The following is a 19219-nucleotide window of genomic DNA, read 5'->3' on the forward strand; positions in this document are numbered from 1 at the left end:
TCGCCGTTGTCTTGTTGGAATAGTAGACGATAAATACAATATGTTGGGTCGGCGTGCATTTTAAGTTCTATATGTAGTGATTTGCATCAAAGATGTTTGCGTTTTTTTTGATTCAGAACAAAGTAAAAAGACGAGAGTACAAACGGCGGGCGCTTCAATGAATGTAAATTGTGGCAGATAAAAATTGATTAATTATTCAACTAAAACAGATAACTAATGCCGGGCAAGCGCTGCGCCGCCCGGCATTTTTATTACTCCTGTAGCCACCACACCGCTTCAAACGGGCGTAGCGTCATCGCGGCGGGTTGGCTGGCGACTTCGGCGTAGTTGCCCATCGCGACGCGCCAGTTGCCCTCTACCGCGTGCGGCTGCCAGGGCTGGCACTGACCGCTGAGGTTAGCGACGACCATCAGCGTCTGCCCCTGCCACTGACGGCGGTAGCACCACAGGGACGGATGCTCGGGCAAAAGATCCTGATAATCGCCCCAGGTGAGCACCGGCAGCGTTTTGCGCAGTCGAATAAGCGCCTGGTAGGTATAAAAAACGGAATCCGGATCGTTAAGCGCCGCGTCAACGTTGAGGGTCTCAACGTTATCGCAGAGATCGATCCACGGCTCGCCTGCCGTGAATCCGCCGTTCGGGGTGGCATCCCACTGCATCGGCGTGCGGCTGTTATCGCGTGATTTACTGGCCAGAATCGCCAGCAGTTCGTCGGCGTCACGGCCGATTGCCCGCTGTTCGGCAAACATGTTGTGGCTCTCAACGTCCCGGTAATCGGTAATGCGGTTGAAGTGCGGGTTGGTCATGCCGATCTCTTCACCCTGATAGATATACGGCGTGCCCTGCATCCCGTGTAGCACCATCGCCAGCATTTTGGCGGAGGTGGTACGGTATTCGCCCTCGTCGCCAAAGCGCGAAACGATGCGCGGCTGATCGTGGTTACACCAGAACAGCGCGTTCCACGCCACATTGTGCATTCCTTGCTGCCAGTGGCGGAACAGGGCTTTCAGGGCGATATAATCCGGTTTCGCCAGCGTCCATTTTTCACCGCCCGGATAATCCACCTTCAGATGGTGGAAGTTAAACGTCATCGACAGTTCGCGCCCGTCGAGCGCGGCGTATTGCTGGCAGTTCTCCAGCGAGGTGGAGGACATCTCGCCCACGGTCATCAGGTTGCGCGGGGTGAAAATGTCCCGGCTCATCTCCTGCAAATATTCATGGGCGCGCGGGCCGTCGGTATAGAAACGGCGGCCATCGCCGGTTTCATCGTTCGGGAAATCCTGCTCTTTGGAGATCAGGTTAATCACGTCGAGACGCAGACCGTCCACGCCGCGATCGGCCCAGAACTCACACACTTTTTTCAGATCGCTGCGGACCTGCGGGTTTTCCCAGTTGAGATCGGCCTGTTCCGGGGCGAAGAGATGCAAATAATACTGTTCGCTTTCGGCGTGCCAGCGCCAGGCGTTGCCGCCAAATTTAGAGCGCCAGTTGTTCGGCGGCGCGTCCGGCGTGCCGTCGCGCCAGATATAAAACTGACGATACGGACTCTCTTTATTTAATGACTCGCGGAACCACGCGTGCTGCGTGGAGGTGTGGTTGAGCACCATATCGAGCACCAGACGGATGCCGCGCGCATGGGCCTGTTTCACCAGTTCGTCAAAATCATCCAGCGTGCCGTAGGCCGGATCGATGGCGGTGTAGTTCGCCACGTCGTAACCGTTGTCCACCTGCGGAGAGATATAGAACGGCGTCAGCCAGATGGCGTCCACGCCGAGGGTTTTCAGATAGTCCAGGCGCTGCGTGACGCCGCGTAAATCTCCCGTGCCGCGGCCGGTGGTGTCCTGGAAACTCTTTGGGTAAATCTGATAGATGACGCCGTTCTGCCACCAGTGAGGAAGGGTATTCATAGTTCGTTCCTGCAAATGCGAAGGGGCGCAACTGCGCCCCGAAAGAAGAAGTTAAACAATCTGCAGCGTGCCCTGACGGAATTTGCGCTGGTAGATAACTGTGGTCAGCGCCATCGGGACGATAATCGCCACCGCCATCGCCAGGGAGAACACCTGCCAGAAGGTCGGCTGAATGGACAAAATGCCCGGCAGGCCGCCGACCCCAATGCCGTTCGCCATCACGCCGTTCAGACCACACAACAACCCGGCCAGTCCTGAACCGATCATCGCGCACAGCATCGGGAAGCGGTATTTCAGGTTGATGCCGTACATCGCCGGTTCGGTCACGCCGAGGTAAGCGGAGATGGCCGCCGGAACCGAGATTTCCCGTTCATTGTGCTTACGGCTGACAATGATGATGCCCGTTACCGCCGACGCCTGAGCAATGTTCGACAGGGCGATAATCGGCCAGACCGGCGTACCGCCGAGGCTTTGAATCATCTGCATGTCGATGGCCAGCGTGGTCTGATGCACGCCGGTAATCACCAGCGGCGCATACAGGAAGCCAAACAGCGCGGCGCCAATCGGGGCAAAGCTGCCGGTCATCAGGTGACGCACCGCGAAGGCGACGCCATCGCCAATCATGCGGCCAAACGGACCGATAAAGGCGTGGGCGAGGAACACGGCCAGAATCAGTGAACATACGGGCACAACCACCAGATAGAGGTAATCCGGCACGATACGTTTCAGACGCGTTTCAATAAAGCCCAGCGCCAGACCGGCCAGCAGAGCCGGGATCACCTGTGCCTGGTAACCTACTTTAGCGATAGTAAACAGGCCGAAGTTCCACACTTCCGGCACCTGTTGTCCCAGTAAGTAAGCGTTCATTAACTGCGGAGAGACCAGCGTCACGCCGAGCACGATACCGAGGATCGGCGTCCCACCCATTTTGCGCACCGCCGACCAGCAGATCCCCACCGGCAGATAGAAGAAGATCGCCTCGCCAATCAGCCACAGGAAGTCATAGATGCTTTGCAGCGCCGGATACATCTGCGCCAGCGTTTTGCCGTCGCTCATCGGCACATCGCCGATCACGTTACGGAAGCCGAGAATCAAACCGCCGCTGATCAGCGCGGGCAGCAGCGGGAAGAAGATTTCCGCGAAGTGGGAAATCAGCTGCTCGTGCCATTTCATGTTCTGGCGCGCCGCTTTTTTGGCCTGCTCCTTGTCTGCTGAAGAGTGGCCGGTGGTGGCCAGCAACGCCTGATAGTAATCGCCCACATCGGTGCCAATCACCACCTGGAACTGCCCGGCATTGGTGAAACAGCCTTTGACCATCGACAGTTCTTCGATGCCTTTTGGGTTCGCTTTGGCCGGATCGTTCAGCACAAAGCGCAGGCGGGTAATGCAATGGCTGACGGTGGCGATATTCTCGCGTCCGCCCACCAGGACGATCAGCTGGTCGATCTCGTTTTGTTTAACTTTGCTCATCATGAAGCCTCATGACAGATGTGAAGGGTAATGACCTGGACGCAAGCCTACTCTTTCAGCGAAACGGCGAAAACGGGAACGTTCCCGTTTTCGGGCGAGGATCACAATAATCCGTTTTATGAGGGTTAAGAGAGGTGGGCTGGAATGACGATCTGACGGGGCTCGATGCGCCCGTTAATCTGTTCAATCAGCTGTGTCGCGGCCTGACGGCCCGCTTCGCCATAGCCAGGATCGACGGTGATAATTTCCGGATGCAGGAACTTCATCAGCGGCGTGCTGCCCACGCTGGCAAGCTGGATAGTGTCGATGCGCTGTTCCTGCAAATACTTGCTGGCGCCGAGCGCGAGGGTATCTGTGGCGCAGATGAGTGCGGTAGTTTGCGGCGTCAGCACATTCGCCACCTGATCGTAGCCCTGTTTCATCGCCAGACCCGGCAGGGCGGCGACGGCTGAAAGGGTGTGCTGTTTGCAGAAGGCGAGATAAGCCTCGTGGCGACGTTTACCGGTGGTGACATCACTGTGCGGAACGCCGAGGAAGCTGATATGGCGATGCCCCTGATCGTACAGGCGCTGCATCAGCGTCAGGATCGCCCCTTCGTCGTCATAGCAAACGGAGGCAAAACCGCTCGCATCGCGTGCCAGCAGCACCAGCGACGCTTGCCACGGTTTAAGCATCTCGTCTTTAATGCCGGTAAAGCCAAACAGGATCACGCCGTCGATATTCCGCCGCTTCAGCATGCCAAGATGCTCTTCAACCATCTGCGTGGAAAACTGGCTTTCCATCATTATCGGATCGTAACCCTGCTCGTAAAACACGGGCAGCATGGTTTGCACTGCCAGGTTTTCCGACAAAGAGTCGAGACGAGACACAATAATGGCGACCACTTTGTCGCTCTGCCCGCGCATGGCGCGCGCGGAACGGGAAGGGGAAAAACCGTGCTGATTCATCACCGCCTCGACACGCTCACGCGTGCGCTCGCTGACACCGCTTTCGTTATTCAGGACCCGCGACACGGTCGATTTCCCTACGCCGCTTAAACGCGCTATGTCTTTAATGGTCAGGCGATTCTGCATCCGTTATTCCCTGTAACTGCGACAAAGTTATCAATTGAGCCTACTGCGACCGGGCGGTTTAGCAATGGGCAAAATCTGGTTTACGTCTGGTTTAGTTGCCGGGGCGTATCATACCGTCTGAAGCGTCACAAACGGTATGGTTAAAACAGGATACTGCGCGTTGACGGACTCTTTTTTACTTACCGGAGGCTGTATGGATCCCGATCCCGCCCCTCTCTCGCGAGGGAGAACCCGTTCGTTCCGGTAAGCCAGCCTGTGCTGTCTCACCGGTGATGTGAGGCAGCAACGCAACCCGTCATACTTCTTGCTACCAGAAGTATTCAGGGCCACCACGTTTCTGCTATGAAAAATTAAGTGCCATTCAGGTACGGCCTTGCCCTGCCTGAAGGAAAAACTGCGTCCGTCTTAACGGATGCGGGAGAGTTTTTATGCTGAAAAATATCACCCGTCAGCTGCTGGCGCAGCTGAACCGCCACCTGCCGCGCCGCCTTGTTCAGCGCGACCCTTTACCCCATGCTAAAAATCTGGCGGGCGCCGCCATTCCGGCGACGCTAACGGCGCAGTGCCTGAAGGCTGCCGCGATGGACGAGAACGAAGTCTGGCGCGCCTTTGGCGGTCATCCGGAAGGACTGAACGCCGCCGAAGTGGAGAAAACCCGCGCCGGGCACGGCGACAACCAGATCCCGGCGCAAAAGCCTGCGCCGTGGTGGGTGCATTTGTGGCTCTGTTATCGCAACCCTTTTAACCTGCTGCTGACGGTGCTCGGGATCATTTCCTACGCCACCGAAGATCTGTTCGCCGCCGGGGTGATTGCGCTGATGGTGGCAATTTCCACGCTGCTGAATTTCATTCAGGAGGCGCGCTCTACCCGGGCCGCCGACGCCCTGAAAGCGATGGTCAGCAACACGGCGACGGTGCAGCGCGTCATCAATGAGAAAGGGGAAAACGCCTGGCTGGAGTTGCCTATCGATCAGCTGGTGGTGGGCGACATCATTAAACTGGCCGCCGGAGACATGATCCCTGCCGATTTACGCGTTATTCAGGCGCGCGATCTGTTTGTGGCGCAGGCCTCGCTGACCGGGGAATCCCTGCCGGTCGAGAAGGTGGCGCGCAGCCGCGATCCCGATCAAACAAACCCGCTGGAATGCGACACCCTGTGCTTTATGGGGACCACCGTGGTGAGCGGGACGGCGCAGGCGATAGTGATTGCCACCGGCGGCAACACCTGGTTCGGCCAGCTTGCCGGACGCGTCAGTGAGCAAGAGAGTGAACCCAACGCGTTCCAGAAAGGGATTGGCCGCGTCAGCATGCTGCTGATCCGCTTTATGATGGTGATGACGCCGATTGTCCTGCTGATCAACGGCTATACCAAAGGCGACTGGTGGGAAGCGGCGCTGTTCGCCCTCTCCGTGGCGGTCGGCTTAACGCCGGAAATGCTGCCGATGATTGTCACCTCCACGCTGGCGCGCGGGGCGGTGAAACTCTCCAGACAGAAGGTGATTGTGAAACACCTCGACGCCATTCAGAACTTTGGCGCGATGGATATTCTGTGCACCGACAAAACCGGCACGCTGACGCAGGATAAAATTGTGCTGGAGAATCATACCGATGTCTCGGGCAAGGTGAGCGAGCGCGTGCTGCATACCGCGTGGCTGAACAGCCATTACCAGACCGGGCTGAAAAACCTGCTGGATGTGGCGGTGCTGGAAGGTGTGGATGAAGATTCGGCCCGCACGCTCTCGACGCGCTGGCAAAAAGTGGATGAGATCCCGTTCGATTTCGAGCGCCGCCGCATGTCGGTCGTGGTCAGCGAACAGGCGAATGTTCACCAGCTGATCTGCAAAGGGGCGTTGCAGGAGATCCTGAATGTGTCCACCCAGGTGCGCCATAACGGCGATATCGTTCCGCTGGATGACACCATGCTGCGCCGCATCAAACGCGTGACCGATAACCTGAACCGTCAGGGGCTGCGCGTGGTCGCGGTCGCCAGCAAATTCCTGCCGGGGCGCGAAGGGGATTACCATCGCGTTGATGAGTCCGATCTGATTCTCGAAGGTTATATTGCGTTCCTCGATCCTCCGAAAGAGACCACCGCGCCCGCGCTGAAGGCGCTAAAAGCCAGCGGCATCACCGTGAAAATCCTCACCGGCGACAGCGAGCTGGTGGCGGCGAAAGTGTGTCATGAAGTGGGGCTGGATGCGGGTGTGATTGTCACGGGCAGCGATATTGAAACGCTCTCTGACGATGAACTGGCGCAGCTTGGCAAAACCACCACGCTGTTTGCGCGCCTGACGCCGATGCACAAAGAGCGCATTGTTTCCCTGTTGCGCCGCGAAGGGCATGTTGTCGGCTTTATGGGCGATGGTATCAACGACGCGCCTGCGCTACGGGCGGCGGATATCGGCATTTCCGTCGATGGCGCGGTAGACATCGCGCGTGAAGCGGCGGATATCATCCTGCTGGAAAAGAGCCTGATGGTGCTGGAGCAGGGCGTGATCGAAGGGCGTCGTACCTTCGCCAACATGCTAAAATACATCAAAATGACCGCCAGCTCGAACTTTGGTAACGTCTTCAGCGTGCTGGTGGCGAGCGCATTTCTGCCGTTCCTGCCGATGCTGCCGCTGCATCTGCTGATTCAGAACCTGATGTACGACGTCTCCCAGGTGGCGATCCCGTTTGATAACGTGGACGACGAGCAGATCCAGAAGCCGCAGCGCTGGAATCCGTCCGATCTCGGGCGCTTTATGCTGTTCTTTGGGCCGATCAGCTCGATCTTCGATATTTTAACGTTCTGCCTGATGTGGTTTGTGTTCCATGCCAATACGCCGGAACATCAGACCCTGTTCCAGTCCGGCTGGTTCGTGGTCGGGCTGCTGTCGCAAACCCTGATTGTGCATATGATCCGCACGCGCCGTATTCCGTTTATCCAGAGCCGCGCCGCCTGGCCGCTGATCATCATGACCGGAGTGGTCATGGTGCTGGGTATCGCGCTGCCGTTCTCACCGCTGGCGGGCTATCTGCATCTGCAGGCGCTCCCGCTGAGCTACTTCCCGTGGCTGGTGGCGATTCTGACGGGCTACATGGTGCTGACGCAGATGGTGAAAGGATTCTATAGCCGTCGTTACGGCTGGCAGTAAGTTTTATATCCGGCACAGCCGGACCTGGGATACTAAGGCAATAAAAAAACCGGTCAGCGCCGGTTTTTTTATACGTTTATGTAATGGAATCGACAGGCAACCACTGTGATGGTGTCATCCTCCACCCAGTACACTAAGCGGTGTTCCTGCGTGATTCTACGTGACCAAAGTGGTTTATTGTGTTTCAGCGCTTCCGGCTTTCCCAGGCCTTTAAACGGTGTTTCTACCGTATTGCGTAACAGCTCAATAATTTTGTCACGCGTCTTTATGCTGGTATCAGCCCAGTATTGAAAGTCAGTTTTCGCCTTGTCGGTGAAAACGACTTTCATTTAAACGTCCCGCTGTTCAGGTCGAATCCCGATACCTCGCCACGTTCTGCCTGCGCAATACTTTCCATCAAATGCGCTGCGTTTGCCGGGTTTCCAAACAGGTGTAGCGTTTCCTGAATGGCTTCCCACTCAGATTCTGCAATCATCACCACGTTTTCAGCGCCCTGGCGCGTAATCATCATGGGGGCGCGGCTGGCGCTCACCTCGTCGAGCACGGGAGCTAAGGTTTGGCGCAATTCAGTGCTAGTGACTGTTCGCATGTTGCCTCCGGTATGTACAGATTTACGTATGTACGTAGTATTGTACATATCCGTATGGCGCGCAACACGTTTTGATTCATGCCCTGCGCCAAATGGCTTTCCTCCCAAATTCAACAACCTGTGATCTCCGTCGTGCCATTCGCTTGACGACAAATTGAGCGCATGTTAACAGAATGTTTTGCCTTAATTTGGCCCGTCAGATAAGGAACATTCATGTTACGGTACAGTCTCTTAACCGCCGGGCTGATGCTCGGCACTTCGGCCTTTGCCGCTCCGGCTGGCGATCTGCCGCTGATGCCCTGGCCCGCTCACGTTGAACGTCCCGCGACACAGGGCGCACTGATCCTTAGCGATAACCTCTCCATCAGCATCAGCGGCGACGATCTGGGCGATGCGGCGAACCGTCTGCGCCAGCGCATCGCGCTGCAGACGGGCTGGACGCTCCAGCCGCAGGCCGACAAACCCGAAAAGCCCACCATCACCATGACCATCGCTAAAAAAGTGAAGCCGCAGCCGCTGCCGGACAGCGATGAAAGCTACAAACTCACCGTCGATGCGAACGGGGTGAACATTTCCGCCAACACGCGCTTTGGCGCGCTGCGGGCGATGGAAACGTTGCTCCAGCTGATGCAGAATGGCGCGGAAAACACCTCGATTCCGTGGGTGTCGATTGACGACGCCCCGCGCTTCCCGTGGCGCGGGCTGCTGCTCGATTCGGCGCGCCATTTTGTCCCGCTGGAGGATATCAAGCGCCAGATCGACGGCATGGCGGCGGCGAAGCTGAACGTGCTGCACTGGCATCTGACGGACGATCAGGGCTGGCGGTTTAGCTCGAAGCGCTATCCTAAACTGACCCAGCTCGCCAGCGACGGGCTGTTCTACACGCCGGAGCAGATGCGTGAGGTGGTGCGCTACGCCACCGCGCGGGGTATTCGCGTGGTTCCCGAAATTGACATGCCGGGCCATGCGTCAGCCATTGCCGTGGCGTATCCGGAACTGATGAGCGCACCTGGCCCGTATGAAATGGAGCGCCACTGGGGCGTACTGAAGCCGGTACTGGATCCGACAAAAGACGCGACTTATGCGTTTGCCGACGCGATGGTTAGCGAACTGGCGGCGATCTTCCCCGATCCGTATCTGCACATCGGTGGCGATGAAGTTGACGATACGCAGTGGAAAAACAGCGCCGCCATTCAGCAGTTTATGCGCGACAACAAGCTGGCTGACAGCCACGCGCTGCAGGCGTATTTCAACCGCAAACTGGAAACCATTCTTGAAAAACACCATCGCCAGATGGTTGGCTGGGACGAGATCTATCATCCCGACCTGCCGAAAAGCATTCTGATCCAGTCCTGGCAGGGGCAGGACGCGCTCGGCGAAGTGGCGAAGCACGGCTACAAGGGCATTCTTTCCACCGGTTTTTACCTCGATCAGCCGCAGAGTACGGCCTATCACTATCGCAACGAAATCGTGCCGCAGGGTTTAAACGGGGTGGATATCCTTGCCGATAACGACAGCGCGCAGAGCTGGACCTTCACTATGCCGCGTCTGAAAGGCAAACCGGTCGAGGGCAGTTTTACCCTGGTGAAAAGCGTCACCGGCTGGCGTGGGTTTATTGATTTCAGCGGCAAATCCCGCCGCGCGGTGAATAACATCGAGTGGCGCGACGACAATCAGGTGACTTTCACCGTCGATACCTGGATGGGGGAAACGCGTCCGGTAGTCAATGTCGAAAACGATAAACTCCGGGGCTATTTCCTGGTGGGGAACGCGCGCTATCCGATTTCCGGCGCGCGCCTCAACGATGTGCCGAAAGGGATCCAGCCGACGGTGCCGGATACCGATCGGCAGGCCAACCTGCTCGGCGGCGAAGCGGCGCTGTGGGCGGAAAACGTGGTTGCGCCGGTGCTGGATATCAAACTTTGGCCGCGCGCGTTTGCTGTGGCGGAGCGCCTGTGGTCGGCGCAGGACGTCAATGATGTCGACAACATGTACACCCGTTTGCAGGCGATGGACAGCTGGACGACGGTATCGGTCGGGCTGCAACAGCATAGCCAGCAGCAGCGGGCGTTTACGCGTCTGGCGAATAACGCCGATACACTGCCTCTGCAAATTCTCGCCCAGGCCGTGGAACCTGCGCAGTATTACACCCGTCAACATCTGAAATTCCAGGCCGGAAATTATCATCAGTTTGAGCCGCTGAATCGCTACGCCGATGCGCTGGGTGCGGAGAGCCAGACCGTTCGTCAGATGGATAAATGGGCCGAGCGCTTAATCAGCGATGCGGAAGATAGCGAAAGCGCCGAGGCGCTGCGCCACGTCTTTACCCGCTGGCAAAACAACACCAGCGACGCGCTGGCGCTGAGTGAAAGCAACTATCAGCTGAAAGCTATTAAACCGGTGATTCAGGAGGTGGACAAACTGGCGTCGATTGGCCTGCGCCTGACCGATCTGGTGGCGCGTCAGGGAACGCTGGACGATAAGGAGATCGCCTCGATTCAGACCGAGCTGGATAATGCCGCGAAGATTCAGGATGAAGTGGTGATTGCAGCGGTTTATCCGCTGGAAAAGTTGCTCAGGGCGACGCGGAATCAGTAAGGACTGTTGGGATTCGTTGGGCACTGGAGGGGGTTCCGTTCACCTTATGTTCAGCAGAATATAGTTGCTAAATGACCTGTGAACGAGACAAGGGGCTGCGCGGCCCCCTTGTCTCGTTCACAGGTTATGAAGCATTACGAACATAAGGTGAACGGAACAACCCGCAGAGCCGCATTCTCCCCCTCACCCCCGCCCTCTCCCTGAATGGAGAGGGAGAAGATCGTGAAAGCTAGTAACAGATGAGGAACATACGGCTCAAGAGGGCGAGAGGCTTAGCGACGAACCGCAATCGCCTCAATCTCAATCTTCACGTCTTTCGGCAGACGCGCGACTTCCACACAAGAACGCGCCGGGAAGGTTGCGTCGTGCTCGTTGAAGAACGCTTCATAAGTGGCGTTAACGGTCGCGAAATCGTTCAAATCTTTCACGAAAACAGTCGTTTTGACGATATCACCCACTTTCAGGCCCGCGGATTCCACGATCGCTTTCACGTTTTCCAGCGACTGACGCGCCTGCGCCGCCACATCTTCCGGCACTTCGCCGGTTTTCGGGTTCACCGGGATCTGACCGGAAGTGATGATCATGCTGCCGAGATCGACGCCCTGAACGTAAGGCCCGATAGCCGCTGGTGCATTTTCCGTCGCAAGTACTTTGCTCATGTTTTCTCCAGGATAACAGCTGATAAAAAGTTCCCGGCCATTATACACATCATCCTACACGCCGCCTCTTCGTTGGCCGCGTCCTCATACCCCGGTCACATAGTTTCCTGTGCTTCCGGGGGGATTTGGACTTGCCGTCTTGATGCGGCGCGAATAATTTCGTGTAACAGGAGGCCGGGATCTCATTATCAGCCTCAGTTAGTTGGCCAGCACCACATAATGAGAAAACTCTTTTTCGCAGTATTTGCACTTGAGCGCGATGTCGCTCGCCCGTTTTTTCACGGCAAAACTGGACGACACCGGCTCAGCGTGACTGATGCAGTTGCTGTTCGGACAGACCAGTACGTGCTCGATGCGTTCCGGTAAGTTCGGGCGCGATTTGCCCACCACTTCGTAATCGTCGATGCGGTTCACCGTCGCATCCGGCGCGTACAGGGAGAGCTGGTTGACCTGCTCGTCGGTCAGAAACGTGTTCTCGATTTTGATCAGGTCTTTGCGGCCCATCTCGCCGGACGGCAGGTTCAGGCCAATAGTGATGCGCTGGTCGGTTTCGGTCAGCTTGAACAGCGTCAGCAGCTTAAAGCCCACCTGCGCAGGGATATGGTCAATCACGGTGCCACGCTTGATGGCTTCAACCTGGAGTTTATTATCATGTGTCATTGTCATTTCCCCTTACAGAGCGAATTCGCGATTCAGAACCAGTGCCAGTAACGCCTGGCGAGCGAAAATACCGTTGCCGGCCTGCTGGAAATACCAGGCGTGCGGCGTCTTATCCACGTCGGTGGCGATTTCGTCGATACGCGGCAGCGGGTGCAGCACTTTCATGTTCGGGCGTGCGCCTTCGAGGTCGCTGGCGCGCAGGATGAACTGGGCTTTGACGTTGGCGTACTCGGACGGATCCAGACGCTCTTTCTGCACGCGCGTCATGTACAGCACGTCCACTTCACCCATCACTTCCTCAATGCTGGCGTGCTGGCTCCACTGGATGCCTTTTTCGTCGAGCATATCGAGAATGTACTGCGGCATCGCCAGCGCCGCCGGGGCGATAAAGTAGAAGCGGTTGCCGTTAAATTTCGCCAGCGCCTGGGCCAGCGAGTGGACGGTGCGGCCATATTTCAGATCCCCGACCATGGCGATGTGCAGATTTTCCAGACGCCCCTGCGTTTCCTGGATGGTGAACAGATCCAGCAGGGTCTGCGTCGGATGCTGGTTCGCACCGTCACCGGCGTTCAGCACCGGAATACCGCCGGAGAACTCGGTCGCCAGACGCGCCGCGCCTTCCTGCGGATGGCGCATCACAATCGCGTCCACGTAGGTGCTGATAACGGAGATGGTATCCGCCAGCGTCTCGCCTTTTTTGCCCAGCGACGTGTTGCTGCTGTCGGAGAAGCCGACCACGCTCGCGCCGAGGCGGTGCATGGAGGTCTCGAACGACAGACGGGTGCGGGTGGAGGCTTCAAAGAAGCAGCTCGCGATCACTTTGTGCTTCAGCAGCTCGGGCTGTGGGTTGGCCTTCAGTTTTGCCGCGGTATCCAGAACCAGTTCCAGCTCTTCGCGGCTGAGGTCATTGATGGAAATGATGTGTTTTTGATAAAGCGGATTCATGTTTATCTCCTGACGCCGGGCAAAAAAAAGCCCCTCAAATGAGGGGCTCTGGGAATAGGGTTATCAACGGGAAGAAAAACGGCAGGCCAGCGTCTGTTTTCAGACGCGGTAGGACTGTATGTCGTACACGCTTGACCATGACTTCCTCCCGGCAAATTGTCGGGCATTATACTCAGCTCGATTTTCTGATCAAGCGATTAATGCACACTTTACTCAGTGCAAACGGTTCTATTTGAATATTAATGCGTTCTGAGTAAATAATTAATTTGCTTATGAACCAGCGCCGTGCGCTTCACCACGCGGGGTGCGACCCAGACAATACTGCTTCCGGCCACTACACCTAAAATTTCCGGTAACTGGTGATAATCCAGAATTCGCGCCACGGCGCGCCCGTATCCGGCGACGGTATGAATAAGGATAAACTCGCTGTTGTGCTCCACGCTGACCACCATTTCGGAGATCGAACGGGCGGCATCGGGGGCGGGGCGCAACTGCGGATTCATCGAATAAATCTTTTGGCCCTTGGCATTGCGAATTTTTATGACGCCAAGCAACTTCAGCAGCCGGGAGACGCTCGACTGGCTGATGCTGTCAAAACCCCGATCCTGCAAATCGCGGCGTATTTCTTCCTGGGAAAGGTAACTGTTTTCGCTAATCAGGCTCTGGCAGACCGCGAGCTGAAGCTGTTCTTTTGGGGAGTAATCTCCATATTCCGTCATATCTACATCCCATACGAGTGGCCAAAAATGTCCGGTGGCGCCGCACCGAACCGGAGTCCGGATAAGCACAGCGCCATCCGGCAAATTACAACAATGCACCCAGGCTCAGCGCCGCCATGATGACAATCGTCAGGATCCCCAGCAGGGGAGCGACCCACTTCAGATAGCGCACGTAAGGCACATGAGCGATCGCCAGTCCGCCCATCACGACGGCAGACGTTGGGGTGACCAGATTGACGATACCGGATGCAGACTGATACGCCGTCACCACCAGGTCGCGGTTGACGTTAGCGAAATCGGCGAGCGGTGCCATGATCGGCATCGTCAGAACGGCCAGGCCGGATGAAGAAGGCACAAGAAAAGAGAGCACCACTTCCAGCCAGTACATCACGTTAATAAACGCAACGGACGACAACCCGGTCACAAGATCTTCCGCACTGTGCAAAATCGTGTGCGTAATCATGCCTTTATCCATGATCACTACGATACCGCGCGCGATGCCGATAATCAGCGCGACGCCCAGCAAATCCCGCGCGCCGTTGATAAATGTTGAGGTCAGCTCCTCTTCGCTCATGCGGGCGATCAGGCCGACAATAATGGCGCTGGCGAGGAAGACCGCGGAGATCTCTGCCATCCACCAGCCGAGCACTGCCACGCCGTAGATCATCACCGCGAAGGCGAGAGCGAAAATCACCAGAATCACTTTACGCACCGGGGTAAATTCCAGCGACTGCTCGCCTTTATCACCGAGGAAATGCGCACGGTTTTCTGCCTCTTTGTCGGCGACGATCGACAGGGACGGATCCAGGCGAACCTTGCGGGCGTAGCGCATCACCCACCACACGCAGATGATCCAGCCGATCGCCAGCAGGGCGACGCGCAGGGCGATCCCGTGGGTGAACGGAATGCCAGCGGCGTTAGCGGCGATGACCGTGGCAAACGGATTAATGGTCGATCCTAAGGTTCCGATCCCCGCGCCGAGCAGCACCGTGGAGGCGGCGACCACCGGATCGAAACGGGCGGCCAGCATCACCGGTACTAACAGCGTGTAGAACGGCAGCGACTCTTCCGCCATGCCGTAAATGGTCCCGCCGGCGGCGAACAGCGCCATCAGGATCGGGATCATCCACTCTTCGCGCCCGCGCAGCCGGGTGGTGACGCGTTCGATCCCGGCGTCAATCGCTCCGGTTTTGGTGACGATCCCCAGAAAGCCGCCGATGATCAGGATAAACAGCGCCACGTCGATCGCACCCGCCTGGCCGGAGACCGGATCGTACAGCCCGGCGATCGGTGCCATCAGTACCGAGATAATTCCCTGCGGATGTGCGGCGACGTGCGCGTAAGTTCCGGCAATGGGCACTTCTTTGCCGAGCGTGGCGTTCATCGCCATCTGATATTGGCCAGCCGGAACAATCCAGCTCAGGGCCGCCACCACGGCGATCAGGAAAAAGAGAATGGTGTAAGCGGAAGGAAATTTGAACTTGCCCATGATGTTCTCCTTGCCCCGGCGCACCCAGCGGCGCGCCGGGCGGTGATTAGTCGCCGAGTGTCGCCACCATGACCGCTTTAATGGTGTGCATGCGGTTTTCTGCTTCGTCGAAGACGATAGAGTTCGGGGATTCGAAGACCTCTTCCGTCACCTCCAGCCCTTTCAGGCCGTAGGCCATTTCGATCTCGCGGCCCACTTTGGTGTGTTCGTTGTGGAACGCGGGCAGGCAGTGCATGAATTTCACGTTCGGATTGCCGGTGGCTTTCATGACCTCGCCGTTGATCTGATACGGTTTCATCAGGCTCACACGCTCTGCCCAGGCCTCTTTCGGTTCGCCCATCGACACCCAGACGTCGGTGTAGAGGAAATCGGTACCGTGAACCCCTTCATTCACGTCGTCAGTGAGAGTGATGCGCGCGCCGGTCTCTTTGGCGATGGCCCTGCACTGCTCAACCAGCCCGGCTTCCGGCCAGAAGGATTTCGGCGCCACCAGGCGGATATCCATGCCCATCTTCGCCGCGCCGACCATCAGCGAGTTGCCCATGTTGTTCCGCGCGTCGCCCAGATAGGCAAAACTCAATTCCGGCAGGGTTTTGCCTGGCGCGTGTTCGAGCATGGTCATCAGATCGGCGAGGATTTGCGTCGGGTGGAATTCGTCGGTCAGCCCGTTCCACACCGGCACGCCTGCGTATTCGCCCAGCTCTTCGACGATTGCCTGGCCATAGCCGCGATACTCGATGCCGTCATACATGCGGCCCAGCACGCGGGCGGTGTCTTTCATCGACTCTTTGTGGCCGATCTGCGATCCGCTTGGGCCGAGATAGGTGACCTGCGCGCCCTGATCGAAGGCGCCCACTTCAAACGCGCAACGCGTGCGGGTGGAGGTTTTTTCGAAAATCAGCGCGATGTTTTTGCCGACTAGCGTTTGTTTTTCGCGCCCGGCTTTTTTGGCGGCTTTCAGGTCGATGGCCAGATCGATCAGGTACTGGATTTCTGCCGGGGTGTAGTCCAGCAGTTTGAGGAAGTTGCGATTTTTCAGATTGATAGTCATGTGGTGATCCTTGTTAAATTTAAGCTGTTAGCGGTGCTTGCCTCTTACCCCTCACCTGTCACCCCTCACCCTAACCCTCTCCCCATAGGGGAGAGGGGACTGTCCGGAGTTGTTGTTCTCTCTCCCCATAAGGAAGTGGGGACTGCCCGGATCCGGTGTTCTCTCTCCCCATAAGGGAGAGGGGACTGCCCGGAGTCGGTGTTCTCTCTCCCCATAAGGGAGAGGGGACTGCCCGGAGTCGGTGTTCTCTCTCCCCATAAGGGAGAGGGGACTGCCCGGAGTCGGTGTTCTCTCTCCCCATAAGGGAGAGGGGACTGCCCGGAGCCGGTGTTCTCTCTCCCCATAAGGAAGTGGGGACTGCCCGGAGCCGGTGTTCTCTCTCACTCCATAAGGGAGAGGAGACTGCCTGGATCCGGTGTTCTCCCTCTTTCCATAAGGGAGAGAGGCTGCCTGGATCCGGTGTTCTCCCTCTTCCATAAGGGAGAGGGGACAGTACGGATCTGCTGTTCTCCCTCTCCCCTGTGGGGAGAGGGCAGGGGTGAGGGGAAAAGGCGAAATCAATTGCGAATCAACGTTCCTTTCTCCCCGGCGAGGATCGCGGCGCCATCGGCCAGTGCGCCGATCCCGGCGATGCCTTTGCAGGTCTCGACAAACTCACGGCAGGCGGCGACTTTCGGGCCCATTGAGCCGGCATCAAACGGCATGCCTTTGAGCTGTTCGGGCGTGACTTGTGCCAGCGGGCGTTGGGTCGGTTTGCCCCAGTTGAGATATACCGCGTCGGCATCGGTCAGAATGAGCAGCGCATCGGCCTCAATCTGGCGGGCCAGCAGGGCGGCGGAGAGATCTTTGTCGATTACCGCTTCAATGCCGTGATAGCCGTTGGCGTTTTCCACCACCGGTACGCCGCCACCGCCGTTGCAAATCACCAGATGATCGCGCTCAATCAGGGCGGTAATGGCGTCGCGCTCGACGATACGTTTCGGCTGCGGCGAGGGCACAACGCGACGGAAGAACTTTCCGTCGGCCTTGCACACCCAGCCTTTTTCCGCCTGTAGCGCCCTGGCCTGCTGTTCGCTGTACACCGGGCCGATGTATTTGGTCGGGTTGCGAAACGCCGGATCGGCGGGGTCAACTTCCACCTGAGTGAGCAGCACGCTCACCTCGCGCTGTGGCAGGAAATTCTTCAGCGCCTGCTGGAGCATGTAGCCGATCATTCCCTGACTCTCGGCGCCGAGAATATCGAGCGGATAAGGTGTGACTTTGTCGTAAGCGCTGTTTTGCAGTGCCAGTAGCCCGACCTGCGGCCCGTTGCCGTGGACCAGCACCACGCGCCACTGTTCGGTAAGTCCGGCGATAGTGCGGGCCGCCAGCTCGATGTTCTGGCGCTGAATGTCCGCTTCCAGCGGCTCGCCGCGTTTGAGCAGCGCGTTGCCGCCCAGCGCCACGACCAGAGTGGGTTTTCTTTCCATGATGGCTCCTTTAAATTCCGTCGCGTTCCAGCGGGCAGCTCATGCAGCGCGCACCGCCGCGGCCGCGTCCCAGTTCGTCGCCCGGAATGGGCAGCACGGTGATCCCGGCTTTGTCGTATTTCTCGTTGGTCCAGATGTTGCGTTCGTAGCCGATCACCACGCCGGGGCGAATGGTCAGCACGTTGTTAGCGTCGTTCCACTGCTCGCGTTCGGCTTCGAAGGCGTCGCCGCCGGTGGTGATAAGGCGCACCTGACTGATGCCTAATGCTTTTTCGATAGCGTGTAGCAGATCGGTTTCCTGAGTGCGCAGCAGGCCGCCGCGGCCGTCCGGGGTGAGCGTCCAGCACTGGGCGTCTTTGCGCACCACTTCCGGATAGACGGAGAAGGTATCGACGTCTATGTGGGTCATGACGGTGTCGAGGTGCATACAGGAGCGGTGTTTCGGCAGCTCGACGGCAATCACGCGTTCGGCCTGGCGATGTTTAAACAGGCTTTGCGCCAGGAACTCGACGCCCTGTGGCGTGGTGCGTTCAGACATGCCGATTAATACCGCGCCGCGACCAATCACTAATACGTCTCCGCCCTCTAATGTCGCGTGATCGTAATTAATATTTTCATCACCGAAATATTTAATAAAATCACCGTCTGCAAATGCCGGATGCCAGCGATATATTGCGCGCAGGTTATTGGTTTCACGTTGACGCGCCGGTTTAGCCATCGGGTTAATGGAAACACCGTTATATATCCAGCATGAGGTATCGCGGGTAAATAAATGGTTGGGCAACGGTTTCATAATAAAATCATTCGCCGTATGGGTATCGACAACCATATTTGTAATAAACGCGGGTATTTCTCCGTAGGTCAAACCACCGCTTAAGCGACGCGCCAGCTCACGATGGGGCATATCGGCCAGCCAGCCGCGAACGTCGTTGGCAAAGGCGGGACCAAGGCGATAATCAGAGATTTGGGTTTCCAGCAGCCAGGCTTTAGCGTCTGCAATATCAAGCGTTTGAGTAATGAGATCGGTTAACAGCAGGACTTCCACACCCTGCTCACGCAGCGTGTTCGCGAAAATGTCATGCTCTTCACCCGCGCGTTCCACTGACAAAACATCATCGAATAACAGCTCCTGACAGTTCGATGGCGTCAGGCGTTTCAGACTTAAATTCGGGCGATGTAGCATAACGCTACGCAATTGACCAATTTCAGAACCGACGTAATGCTTTTCCATAATTATTCCTTTAACTTTTTTTCAGAATAAAAAGGGCTGTGCTATGAAGTGTATTTAATTCATAGCCCTTTAAGCTCAATTGTTTTCACGGCTCATAGTAGGCGGTTAAGAATTGTATTTTGTGATGTGGCTCACGTGAAATCGGATATTGTCGGCTTTGTTTTATATTGCATGACTCGTATCAGATAATGATTATTTAGTTATTATCAGGCAATGAATGAC

Annotated in this window: 16 protein-coding genes; 2 read left to right on the plus strand and 14 right to left on the minus strand. The window is 57.1% G+C overall.

The window, feature by feature from the left end; all coding sequences use genetic code 11:
• Window positions 1-251: 251 nt before the first annotated feature.
• The 3 genes from treC to treR all read right to left on the minus strand — a co-directional run bounded on the left by treC (window position 252) and on the right by treR (window position 4450).
• A complete protein-coding gene (gene treC / locus SOM82_RS02430) occupies window positions 252-1907 on the minus strand; it encodes an alpha,alpha-phosphotrehalase (RefSeq protein WP_320460791.1) in 1656 nt (551 codons plus the stop codon).
• Between the two features lie 51 nt (window positions 1908-1958).
• Complete coding sequence (gene treB, locus SOM82_RS02435; RefSeq protein WP_320460849.1) at window positions 1959-3377, minus strand: PTS trehalose transporter subunit IIBC; 1419 nt, start codon at window positions 3375-3377, stop codon at window positions 1959-1961.
• 125 nt (window positions 3378-3502) lie between these two features.
• Window positions 3503-4450 carry a trehalose operon repressor TreR gene (gene treR, locus SOM82_RS02440; RefSeq protein WP_154127017.1) on the minus strand — a complete coding sequence of 316 codons (948 nt, stop codon included), beginning with the start codon at window positions 4448-4450 and terminating at the stop codon, window positions 3503-3505.
• 428 nt (window positions 4451-4878) lie between these two features.
• Between treR and mgtA the strand changes: the two genes are divergently transcribed.
• The gene (gene mgtA / locus SOM82_RS02445) at window positions 4879-7587 is read left to right on the plus strand and encodes a magnesium-translocating P-type ATPase (protein WP_320460792.1); all 2709 of its coding nucleotides are present in this window, start codon (window positions 4879-4881) and stop codon (window positions 7585-7587) included.
• Window positions 7588-7655: 68 nt separating this feature from the next.
• Here mgtA and SOM82_RS02450 read toward each other — a convergent pair whose 3' ends face one another.
• Window positions 7656-7916 carry a Txe/YoeB family addiction module toxin gene (locus tag SOM82_RS02450; RefSeq protein WP_320460793.1) on the minus strand — a complete coding sequence of 87 codons (261 nt, stop codon included), beginning with the start codon at window positions 7914-7916 and terminating at the stop codon, window positions 7656-7658.
• Complete coding sequence (locus SOM82_RS02455) at window positions 7913-8176, minus strand: type II toxin-antitoxin system Phd/YefM family antitoxin (RefSeq protein ID WP_320460794.1); 264 nt, start codon at window positions 8174-8176, stop codon at window positions 7913-7915. Before SOM82_RS02455 ends, SOM82_RS02450 begins: the two co-directional genes overlap by 4 nt.
• 213 nt (window positions 8177-8389) lie before the next feature.
• On the opposite strand from SOM82_RS02455, the gene SOM82_RS02460 reads away from it, so the two are divergent.
• Window positions 8390-10774, plus strand: coding sequence for a beta-N-acetylhexosaminidase (locus SOM82_RS02460; protein ID WP_320460795.1), 2385 nt, complete (start codon window positions 8390-8392; stop codon window positions 10772-10774).
• A gap of 272 nt (window positions 10775-11046) precedes the next feature.
• Here SOM82_RS02460 and SOM82_RS02465 read toward each other — a convergent pair whose 3' ends face one another.
• From SOM82_RS02465 to arcA, 9 genes are all read right to left on the minus strand, one after another.
• A complete protein-coding gene (locus SOM82_RS02465; RefSeq protein WP_100777818.1) occupies window positions 11047-11433 on the minus strand; it encodes an enamine/imine deaminase in 387 nt (128 codons plus the stop codon).
• Between the two features lie 198 nt (window positions 11434-11631).
• Window positions 11632-12093: an aspartate carbamoyltransferase regulatory subunit gene (gene pyrI / locus SOM82_RS02470; RefSeq protein WP_320460796.1), complete on the minus strand. Its 462-nt coding sequence runs from the start codon at window positions 12091-12093 to the stop codon at window positions 11632-11634.
• 12 nt (window positions 12094-12105) lie between these two features.
• Window positions 12106-13038, minus strand: coding sequence for an aspartate carbamoyltransferase (gene pyrB / locus SOM82_RS02475; RefSeq protein WP_154127022.1), 933 nt, complete (start codon window positions 13036-13038; stop codon window positions 12106-12108).
• Window positions 13039-13072: 34 nt separating this feature from the next.
• Window positions 13073-13177 carry a pyrBI operon leader peptide gene (locus SOM82_RS02480; RefSeq protein ID WP_154127023.1) on the minus strand — a complete coding sequence of 35 codons (105 nt, stop codon included), beginning with the start codon at window positions 13175-13177 and terminating at the stop codon, window positions 13073-13075.
• A gap of 100 nt (window positions 13178-13277) precedes the next feature.
• Entirely contained in the window at window positions 13278-13757 is a 480-nt protein-coding gene (locus SOM82_RS02485; protein WP_154127024.1) for an arginine repressor, read from the minus strand.
• An 85-nt stretch (window positions 13758-13842) separates the two neighbouring features.
• A complete protein-coding gene (locus tag SOM82_RS02490) occupies window positions 13843-15246 on the minus strand; it encodes a YfcC family protein (protein ID WP_320460797.1) in 1404 nt (467 codons plus the stop codon).
• 46 nt (window positions 15247-15292) lie between these two features.
• A complete protein-coding gene (gene argF, locus SOM82_RS02495; protein WP_320460798.1) occupies window positions 15293-16297 on the minus strand; it encodes an ornithine carbamoyltransferase in 1005 nt (334 codons plus the stop codon).
• A gap of 557 nt (window positions 16298-16854) precedes the next feature.
• Complete coding sequence (gene arcC, locus SOM82_RS02500; RefSeq protein WP_320460799.1) at window positions 16855-17766, minus strand: carbamate kinase; 912 nt, start codon at window positions 17764-17766, stop codon at window positions 16855-16857.
• Window positions 17767-17776: 10 nt separating this feature from the next.
• Window positions 17777-18997 (minus strand): arginine deiminase, encoded by a 1221-nt coding sequence (gene arcA, locus SOM82_RS02505; RefSeq protein WP_320460800.1) that lies wholly within the window; start codon window positions 18995-18997, stop codon window positions 17777-17779.
• Between the last annotated feature and the right edge of the window lie 222 nt (window positions 18998-19219).

The organism is Lelliottia sp. CFBP8978, from assembly GCF_034046055.2.
Taxonomy (GTDB): Bacteria; Pseudomonadota; Gammaproteobacteria; order Enterobacterales; family Enterobacteriaceae; genus Enterobacter.

Coding starts and splice junctions, on each gene's coding strand:
- SOM82_RS02460 (WP_320460795.1), top strand. CDS start 8,390: ATGTTACGGTACAGTCTCTTAACCGCCGGGCTGATGCTCGGCACTTCG.
- SOM82_RS02455 (WP_320460794.1), bottom strand. CDS start 8,176: ATGCGAACAGTCACTAGCACTGAATTGCGCCAAACCTTAGCTCCCGTG.
- arcA (WP_320460800.1), bottom strand. CDS start 18,997: ATGGAAAAGCATTACGTCGGTTCTGAAATTGGTCAATTGCGTAGCGTT.
- treR (WP_154127017.1), bottom strand. CDS start 4,450: ATGCAGAATCGCCTGACCATTAAAGACATAGCGCGTTTAAGCGGCGTA.
- argF (WP_320460798.1), bottom strand. CDS start 16,297: ATGACTATCAATCTGAAAAATCGCAACTTCCTCAAACTGCTGGACTAC.
- pyrI (WP_320460796.1), bottom strand. CDS start 12,093: ATGACACATGATAATAAACTCCAGGTTGAAGCCATCAAGCGTGGCACC.
- treB (WP_320460849.1), bottom strand. CDS start 3,377: ATGAGCAAAGTTAAACAAAACGAGATCGACCAGCTGATCGTCCTGGTG.
- SOM82_RS02450 (WP_320460793.1), bottom strand. CDS start 7,916: ATGAAAGTCGTTTTCACCGACAAGGCGAAAACTGACTTTCAATACTGG.
- treC (WP_320460791.1), bottom strand. CDS start 1,907: ATGAATACCCTTCCTCACTGGTGGCAGAACGGCGTCATCTATCAGATT.
- arcC (WP_320460799.1), bottom strand. CDS start 17,766: ATGGAAAGAAAACCCACTCTGGTCGTGGCGCTGGGCGGCAACGCGCTG.
- mgtA (WP_320460792.1), top strand. CDS start 4,879: ATGCTGAAAAATATCACCCGTCAGCTGCTGGCGCAGCTGAACCGCCAC.
- SOM82_RS02480 (WP_154127023.1), bottom strand. CDS start 13,177: ATGGTCAAGCGTGTACGACATACAGTCCTACCGCGTCTGAAAACAGAC.
- SOM82_RS02465 (WP_100777818.1), bottom strand. CDS start 11,433: ATGAGCAAAGTACTTGCGACGGAAAATGCACCAGCGGCTATCGGGCCT.
- SOM82_RS02485 (WP_154127024.1), bottom strand. CDS start 13,757: ATGACGGAATATGGAGATTACTCCCCAAAAGAACAGCTTCAGCTCGCG.
- SOM82_RS02490 (WP_320460797.1), bottom strand. CDS start 15,246: ATGGGCAAGTTCAAATTTCCTTCCGCTTACACCATTCTCTTTTTCCTG.
- pyrB (WP_154127022.1), bottom strand. CDS start 13,038: ATGAATCCGCTTTATCAAAAACACATCATTTCCATCAATGACCTCAGC.